5 protein-coding genes and 1 riboswitch are annotated in these 8,771 nt (G+C 44.0%); all 5 genes read left to right on the forward strand.

Going from position 1 to position 8,771, the window contains the following annotated elements:
* Positions 1 to 942 (forward strand): dihydroxy-acid dehydratase domain-containing protein (locus V7K42_RS27315; RefSeq protein WP_334920629.1); only part of this gene is annotated, 942 nt, incomplete at its 5' end.
* Between the two features lie 530 nt (positions 943 to 1,472).
* A riboswitch (cobalamin riboswitch) is annotated at positions 1,473 to 1,615 on the forward strand.
* 373 nt (positions 1,616 to 1,988) lie between these two features.
* Positions 1,989 to 2,201 (forward strand): hypothetical protein, encoded by a 213-nt coding sequence (locus V7K42_RS27320; RefSeq protein WP_334920631.1) that lies wholly within the window; start codon positions 1,989 to 1,991, stop codon positions 2,199 to 2,201.
* Positions 2,202 to 2,336: 135 nt separating this feature from the next.
* Entirely contained in the window at positions 2,337 to 3,338 is a 1,002-nt protein-coding gene (locus tag V7K42_RS27325) for a methyltransferase domain-containing protein (RefSeq protein WP_334920633.1), read from the forward strand.
* Positions 3,339 to 3,627: 289 nt separating this feature from the next.
* Positions 3,628 to 4,488 (forward strand): class I SAM-dependent DNA methyltransferase, encoded by an 861-nt coding sequence (locus V7K42_RS27330; protein ID WP_334920635.1) that lies wholly within the window; start codon positions 3,628 to 3,630, stop codon positions 4,486 to 4,488.
* 850 nt (positions 4,489 to 5,338) lie between these two features.
* The gene (locus V7K42_RS27335) at positions 5,339 to 8,455 is read left to right on the forward strand and encodes an MFS transporter (protein WP_334920637.1); all 3,117 of its coding nucleotides are present in this window, start codon (positions 5,339 to 5,341) and stop codon (positions 8,453 to 8,455) included.
* Positions 8,456 to 8,771 lie beyond the last annotated feature (316 nt).

The raw sequence follows: 8,771 nt of genomic DNA on the forward strand, positions 1-8,771 counted from the left end.
CAAATTATCACCCGCAAATCTATAGAGAATGCTATTTCTGTAATTATGGCGGTGGGTGGTTCCACCAATGCAGTGTTGCATTTTTTAGCGATCGCCCGCGCTGCTAATGTAGAGTTAAACCTGGATGACTTTGAAACTATCCGCGCCCGTGTTCCCGTTTTGTGCGATTTAAAACCTAGTGGGAAATATGTAGCTACAGATTTGCACAAAGCTGGTGGCATTCCCCAAGTCATGAAGATGTTACTTGTACATGGCTTATTGCATGGTGATAGCCTGACCATTAGCGGTCAAACCATTGCAGAGATATTAGCAGACATCCCCGAAGAACCATCTGCCAACCAAGATGTAATTCGGACTTGGGATAATCCGATGTATGCTCAAGGACACTTAGCCATCCTCAGAGGTAATCTGGCAACAGAAGGGGCTGTGGCTAAAATTACTGGGGTGAAAAAACCAGTAATTACCGGGCCTGCACGGGTGTTTGAGTCGGAAGAAGCCTCTTTAGATGCAATTTTGGCGGGTAAAATTCAAGCTGGTGATATTTTGGTTATCCGCTACGAAGGGCCCAAGGGTGGCCCTGGAATGCGAGAAATGTTGGCTCCCACTTCGGCAATTATCGGGGCTGGTTTGGGTGATGCTGTGGCATTAATTACCGATGGGCGTTTTTCTGGTGGTACTTATGGCATGGTAGTTGGTCATGTTGCCCCAGAAGCAGCAGTTGGTGGTGCGATCGCTCTTGTAGAAGAAGGCGATAGTATTACGATTGATGCACCTGCTCGTTTATTGCAGTTGAATATATCTGAATCAGAATTAGCCCGTCGTCGTGCCAACTGGCAACCTCCCGTCCCCCGTTATACCAAAGGTGTGTTGGCGAAATATGCCTTTTTGGTATCTTCTAGCAGTATTGGTGCTGTGACCGATTTAGATTTGTTCAATAACTAGTTATTAAACCAATAGCCATTTAAGTTTCACTTTTAAAGTTTTGAGGAGCCAAAGAAGACGAAAGGGGGCAGGGGGGAGAACCCCATAAATAAATTTAGTTGCTCTGAAATAAAGACGCATTATTTCTCGTGGCACTTTCCGCTCGAAATAAATATTTTTGCTTTTGGGCATAAGAGACTATTTATAAAGTAAATCTTAAGTAGGGTGTGTTACAGCTTTAACCTAACGCACCGTGTTATATAGCGGTGCGCTAGGCGCTCGTATCATAATTTTTCGTGATAAATCATATCGAAATATGCGCCTAACACACCCTACAAGAATTTTATTTTTACTTTATAAATAGCCTCTAAATAAATTTAGGGGCTTGAAACCCGAATGGCAGGAGGATTCCAAAATCCTGCTCCCCGGCTCCCCTGCCTCTTTGGTCGATTTAGAGCAAGCTTTGGTAAAGAATGAAACTTGCCCCGATTAATGACGAATGCCAGTATAGATCGCCCATTGATTTTTATGCAAGCAAATCACAGTTGTGTTAACATGCAGGGGATCTCGGTTCTAGTGGGGAACAGCCGCTAGAAGAAACGGGGAAAGTCCGGTGTGAATCCGGCGCTGTCCCGCAGCTGTAATCAAGGCTTGCCTTGTGAGTCAGAATGCCCGCCGAAGTTAACTTGTAAATTTTGTACATCTGCGAGGCACAGATTAACTATTTTTATGAATATTTCTACAACTACTAGGCAATACAATCTCATAGTTTCACATATTAGGACGCTACAGGTTACGGCTTTCTATAAGAAAATAGGCGATTAATTCATAATATAAATTGCGTATGACCGATGCAGTGACGGTGACAGCTACTCTCACAGGGAGTATCGCTTCAAAATAGTCGCAGCAACAACAAAACGCTGGATTAATTAACAGATGGAAGTTGTTCCAAATAGGTAGAAAATGGCGTAAATGACGTATACAGCCCTGTTTCATGCCGAACAAAGACTTTCCCAATTACGCATATAAATTGCCAATTTACTAGATTAATACTTAGGTTAATTATCATGCCGAAATTCTATCTTCACCGAACAGGGAAGATTCCCACTGCTGTTCATCCCTTTGTCAAACAAACGACTCTTCTCCAAGACAAATACAAGCCCCGGCGACTTCAAGGGAAAATTATTCGAGGTGTTCAAAATATAGCAATGTCGATATATGGGAGGATTTATACTGCGATCGCTCATCTGATTAGGGACGAGCAACGAGCAAACCGTTAGCTCGACTCCAAAAGTAAATCTTCTTTCTGTTCTACCTTTCTGCTTTCTTGTCAAGGGTTCCTGCTACAAAATTCATGGCTACAAGATTCGTGCAAAAAATCTATCTCCGGTAGGCGTACAGGAGCGTTCAAAAAAATGTCAACTTTATTATATTTTGTAATTGGTTTACTTCTGCTCTTGGTAGTAGTAATTGCAACTTATTTCCTAACTGCTCGCAAGTATCAATCCTCAGCCACAGTCGCTAATTCCTACGACCAATGGACGCTTGACGGCATTCTAGAGTTTTATTGGGGAGAACACATTCACCTCGGTCATTACGGTTCGCCGCCACGACAGAAGGATTTTTTGACTGCTAAATCTGACTTTGTACATGAAATGGTTAAATGGGGCGGTTTAGATAAATTACCTCCTGGTACCACCGTCTTAGATGTTGGCTGTGGTATTGGGGGCAGCAGCCGGATTTTAGCGCAAGATTATGGGTTTACTGTCACAGGGATTACCATCAGCCCACAGCAAGTAAAGCGTGCCCAGGAGTTAACGCCCCAAGAGCTAAACGCCCAGTTTGCAGTCGATGATGCAATGGCATTGTCGTTTGCAGATGCCAGTTTTGATGTGGTTTGGTCAATCGAAGCAGGCCCCCACATGCCAGATAAAGCTATTTTTGCTAGAGAATTAATGCGGGTGCTAAAGCCTGGTGGAGTCTTGGTTGTAGCTGACTGGAATCAGAGGGATGACCGCCAAAAACCGCTAAATTTCTGGGAGAAACCAGTGATGCAACAACTCCTAGATCAGTGGTCTCATCCAGCTTTTTCCAGCATTGAGGGATTCTCCGAGCTTTTAGCAGAGACGAAGTTAGTCGAGGGAGAGGTAATTACGGCAGACTGGACGCAAGAAACCCTTCCTTCTTGGTTAGATTCAATCTGGCAAGGGCTGATTCGACCGAGCGGATTTCTGCGTTATGGACTATCTGGTTTCCTCAAGTCTGTGCGCGAGTTGCCGACATTTTTGCTGATGCGTTTGGCGTTTGGTGTAGGACTGTGTAGATTTGGAATGTTCCGCGCTGTGCGGGCAAAGGGGAGTACAGAATTGATGGATAGAAACTCTGCTAACCAAACTCCCTCAAGCTTGCTTAGGTAATACCATTTGGGATTTTAATGCTGGCAACACTACATGATATCTGCGGTTAAAACTTCTTTTTAGCGATCGCAATCAATTAGCTCATCCACGATCTCATCAATTTTCCCAGCCGTTGCAACATACAATCCTGATCGAGATATTCTTCTGGTGCTAAAGGCTGAACCTCAGATTGAGGTTCAGCCTTTAGCACCAACTAAAAATTACTCCACCCGATTGCTACGAACAAGTTTGCAACCGTTGGTCAGAATTTCAACCAAGTTTAATGCCTTAAAATTTACTTTATTTCTCAATGCTCAAACCAAAATCAATCAATATTCCTAAACCAACTCGCTACCAAAATGCGGCGATAGATTATTACATGGGACTCACAGATTCCGACTATCTGCATTACGGGTATTGGGAGCCACTACCTACTGTGGGTGAAGAATTAACTTTAACTGGTCTGCGTGTGGCTCAGTCAGCCTATGCAGCCAAACTTTTGAGTTTTATCCCAGAGGGGACAAAAACTGTGCTTGACGTAGGCTGTGGGATTGGTGGTAACGCAGCATATTTCTGCTCACGCGGTTTCAGTGTTGAGGGATTAGCACCTGATGCACTCCAACAAGAGAAGTTTATTCAAAATACCAACGGTCAAGTTCCTTTTTATTTAACGAGATTTGAAGATTTTCACAAATCATACTCCTACGACCTAGTTCTGTTTAGCGAAAGCAGCCAGTATATTGCTCTTGACGATTTAGCTGAGGGTGCAGCTCGTTTGCTAAGTAGTGGTGGCTACCTGCTTATTGCGGATATGATGCGTTCTGACAGCGAATACAAAGAAGGCATTTTTTCAAATTGTCATGTCGCCAGTGAGCTTCAGACAGCGTTGATGCAGGCTGGATTCAAGTTAATTAAGACTGAAGACATTTCAACCCATATTGCGCCAACCATTGACTTGTGTGTTAATAACTTCCGTACTTTTGGGCTGACAACGGTCAAATATATTGCGGATGTTGTAGCGATCGCATTTCCACCATTACACGCGATCGGTCGTTTAGCGTTTAAGCGTTGGTTAGAAAAACCGATTATTGAGGGATTAGCAGCACGCGCAATTTTTGAGAGCCATTTATGTTATTCCATCCAACTCTGGCAGTTATCACAAGGAGTTTAATCAAGATGACCCCAGAAATCAAGACCTAAAATTAGCAACAAGCTTTTATCGAAACAGAATTCAGGAGTCAGAATTAAGTTGGATATTCTGTACGACTGGTGGATAGCGGTGTACACACAAATCTTCTAGAGTTGCCTCATAGGCTTTTGATCCCCCCAACCCCCCTTAAAAAGGGGGACAAAAGCAAAGACCTCTTAAACCCTCATTTCTCACAAGCTTCAGGGGCTTCAGGGGCAGAGGGGAAAGAATTTGTACAATCCTCTCCCCTGCTCCCCTGCACAAGGCTTTGAGAGATGTGGTCAGAAATCCGGGTTAAAGTCCCCCTTTTTAAGGGGGATTTAGGGGGATCTCCAACGATTTTGGGTTTGTACAAAGATGTGTGTACACCCTAGCCTTTTATAAGGGGTCTCCCCAAGTGAAGCGACTGGCGTGGGTTAGGTGGATCGCTAAGTGCCTAAAATCACGGTGAAATACTTGTTCATTCTATCCTCTCAACGCTCATATTCTCGAAGCTGTAGATTTATTGTGCAAGCTCAACGTTTGTTAGATTCTTAGGTTAGCATTAGCTAAATAATTATATCTAACTTTTTATATCATTAAACATTAAATATAAACAGTCATGACTTAATAGTAATTTGCCATTTTGATTAAGTTTTTATCAAGAGATAGTAAAAGTTATATCTTTCGCTGGATAGACTTTTCAGCCTTTGGAGAGATGCTTTAAACAGCTAAATTCCACGATTCTGAACTAAACAGTTAGGTATTGCCATAGATACAGACGAAAATACTAAGAGTTGCTTCTCAAGAAAATCTTAATTCCCCAAATTTAAACTTAGTAGAAGGAAATACGATGTTCCAAAGTACGGAAATCATGGCGGGACTCTACAAACCACTATTGTGGGTGGCACAGGTTCCAGTAGATCCCTCAAATATCACGCCAGCACAGGCATCAGTTCTCACTTCGGGGCCGCGCTTTTTTGTGGCTTTAATCTCCGGCGTGATTTTAGCCTTTGCTTTCCAATTAGTTCTAACTAATCTCTCCCTTGCAGCCGGTATTTCCTACCTGGGGCACTCATCTGACTCGGATTCTGATTCTGGGGAAGTTGGAAGTTTGGGCGGCAGCATTCGCAAAATCGGTACCGCAGTCGGGATTTGGACGTTAGTCACGGTGACGATCGCTTTATTAATTGCCTGTTTCCTGGCAGTAAAACTAAGCCTTGTCATTTTAGATCCAGGATTGGGAGCAATTCTCGGTTTGGTGATTTGGGGTGCTTACTTTTTACTCCTGGTTTGGGTCAGTTCCACTACTGTGGGTTCCCTAATTGGCTCAGTCGTAAATACGGCAACTTCTGGTTTTCAGACGATTATGGGCACAGCCACAGCTGCACTAGGCGCTAAAGCTGTCAATAACCAAGTTGTAGCTACAGCTGAAGCCGCCGCCGCCGCCCTGCGTCGAGAACTAGGAAGCGCCATCGACCCTGGAAGTATTCGGGAGAACATAGAAGATTATTTAGAAAAGCTACGTCCCCCAGAGTTGGATTTGTCAAAAATTCGGAGTGATTTTGAAAATTTACTCAACGATCCGCAATTAAAAGCGATCGCTGGGACTCCAGACATTCGCAACATCGACCGCGAAAAATTTATCGAGTTAGTCAGCAGCCGTACCGACCTTTCTAAAAAAGACGTTAGCCGCATTGCTGATACATTGTATAAAGTTTGGCAACAGGTAGTGAGTCAGCAATCACCCACTCCAGACGGTCTGGGTGAGTTAATGGATTATCTGAAATCAGTTCCAGCAGGACAAAACAAAACAGATGAACTCAACGCCAAACTGGATCGGTTACTAGCACAAAAGCCTGGCTCCAAAGAATCTGACCAAAAGGCATCTGGTGGGCCAATTCAAAGTACAATCCAGCAAGGATTATCTGCCTTAACCGCCACTGTGTTGGGACGGGCAGATTTGCCTGATTTAGATGTGGAAAAAATCTTACGTAGCCTCACCACCGCCAAAGATAAAGTCACCGAACAAGCAGATAAGCTTGGTTTGCCAACACCATCAGAACGCTATAGTCCAATTCGGTCTGATGTCGAAAACTACCTTTATAACACTTATGCTTGGCAACTAAGTCCAGAAAAAATTGCCCAAGAATTTCGTGATGTCATTTACGACCCAGCAGCTGACCCCGGCATAGTCAAGAGAGAACTAGAACGGCTATCTCGTAATGATTTCGTCAAAATTCTCCAGCAACGGGGATTGCTTACCCAAACCCAAATTCAGCGCATTGCAGATCGTCTAGAATTTGTCCGCAAAGATGTGCTGGTGATAGTTACAGGTATTGAAGAAAGAGATATAGTCCAAGACTTGCAACGCGCGGTGGAAAGTTATCTGCTCGTTACCTCGAAAGCAGATTTGACACCAGAAGGCATTGAACAGAATTTTAAACCACTGTTGCAAGACCCAGATGCAGATTATGAAACCCTGACATTGCGACTGGCGCACGTTGAACGTCAAGAAATTCGGGAGATATTGCTCCAACGTAATGATGTCCAGCTATATGAAGTAGACAGCATTCTGGACGAGTTGGAAAAACAACGCGATCGCGTCTTGGTAGAATCTAAAGGATTAGCTGAACAAGCACAATATCAAGCAGAAACCTTGTGGCTGAATGTAGAATCATATCTGCGTAATACAGGGAAATCAGAACTGAATCCTGATGCCATCCGTGCGGAGTTCAAAAAGCTATTAGAAGATCCCCAAGCTGGAATTACCTCAATTCGGGCGCGGTTGTCTCGCTTTGACCGCGATACCTTAGTGCAATTGTTGAGTCAACGGCAAGATTTGAGTGAAGATCAAGTCAATCAAATCATCAATTCGGCTGAGGAGTCGTGGCATAACATTCGCTACACACCCCAAGCTGTAGTGGATAAAGCCAAAGAGCAATACGACTCTGTTACTACAACGATCGCAGATTACCTACGTAATACTGGTAAACAAGAACTGAACCCAGAAGGAATTCAGCGAGATTTGACCAGATTGTTTGAAAATCCCAAAGAGGGAGCCGTCGCACTACGTCGACGGTTATCGCAGGTAGACCGAGATACACTGGTGAAATTGCTCAGTCAACGTCAAGATTTGAGCGAACAACAAGTCAATGAAATCATTGATTCTACCCAAAATTCGATTCGTAACTTTGTGCGTGCGCCTCGTCGTTTAGCTACCCGCACACAGCAAAGAGCGGAAACCTTCAAAAATAATGTGGAAGAGTATCTGCGCCAAACTGGTAAAGAAGAACTTAATCCAGAAGGTATCAAACGCGACTTACAACTCCTCTTGCACGATCCGCGAGTTGGGGTAGAAAGTTTTAGTGATCGCCTTGGACAGTTTGACCGTTCTACCATCATCGCCCTGCTGAAAATTCGGGAAGATATTTCTGATGAAGAAGCAGCGCAAATTGCCGATAACATTGTGTCCACTAGGGATCAATTTGTAGAACAAGTGCGGAATATCCAACGGGGAATTCAAGATGCAATTGATGGGGTTTTTGCCCGCATCCGCAACTATCTTAACTCTCTGGATCGCCCGGAACTAAATTACGATAGTATCAAAGGCGATGTTCGTACATTTTTTGACGATCCTCAAGCGGGGTTTGATGCCCTGCGCGATCGCCTATCTTCTTTCGATCGAGATACCTTAGTAGCAATTATGAGTTCTCGTGAGGACATCTCTGAGGAAGATGCTAACCGGATCGTTGACCAAATTGAACGGGCCCGCAACACAGTATTGCAACGTGCAGAACGCATCCAGCAAGAAGCCCAACGCCGCCTAGAACAGGTGAAGCAGCAAGCACAGCGACAAGCGGAAGAAACCCGCAAAGCCGCAGCTACAGCAGCTTGGTGGTTGTTTGCCACAGCATCCGTCTCCGCCGTTTTCTCTGCAATAGGAGGAGCGATGGCTGCAAGACCGTAGTTTAACAAGTTGTCTCCGCTCACTTTTAAGCCTCCCGATATGGGAGGCTTTTCTATGGAGTATTACAAAGGCGGTTAGAAACTGCGTTTACAAGAAGCTTCCACCTCCGTGGGTTTCAAAATCTTAATTTGACTTTATCGTTTGTGTTAGTTAGAGCAAATATAATTGCTCTAACTTTAAGAGGATGTTTGAAAAGTCCTATTGTAGCTATTAAAACGTTCTAGATCCCCCTAAATCCCCCTTAAAAAGGGGGACTTTGACTCCGGTTCCCCCCTTTTTAAGCTATCCATTATAAACATCTTTCTTAATACAAAAT

The organism is Nostoc sp. (assembly GCF_036917455.1).
Classification (GTDB): Bacteria; Cyanobacteriota; Cyanobacteriia; order Cyanobacteriales; family Nostocaceae; genus Nostoc.

Excerpts from the sequence above, each read along its gene's own strand:
- V7K42_RS27335 (WP_334920637.1), top strand. The coding sequence starts at position 5,339 with ATGTTCCAAAGTACGGAAATCATGGCGGGACTCTACAAACCACTATTG.
- V7K42_RS27330 (WP_334920635.1), top strand. The coding sequence starts at position 3,628 with ATGCTCAAACCAAAATCAATCAATATTCCTAAACCAACTCGCTACCAA.
- V7K42_RS27325 (WP_334920633.1), top strand. The coding sequence starts at position 2,337 with ATGTCAACTTTATTATATTTTGTAATTGGTTTACTTCTGCTCTTGGTA.
- V7K42_RS27320 (WP_334920631.1), top strand. The coding sequence starts at position 1,989 with ATGCCGAAATTCTATCTTCACCGAACAGGGAAGATTCCCACTGCTGTT.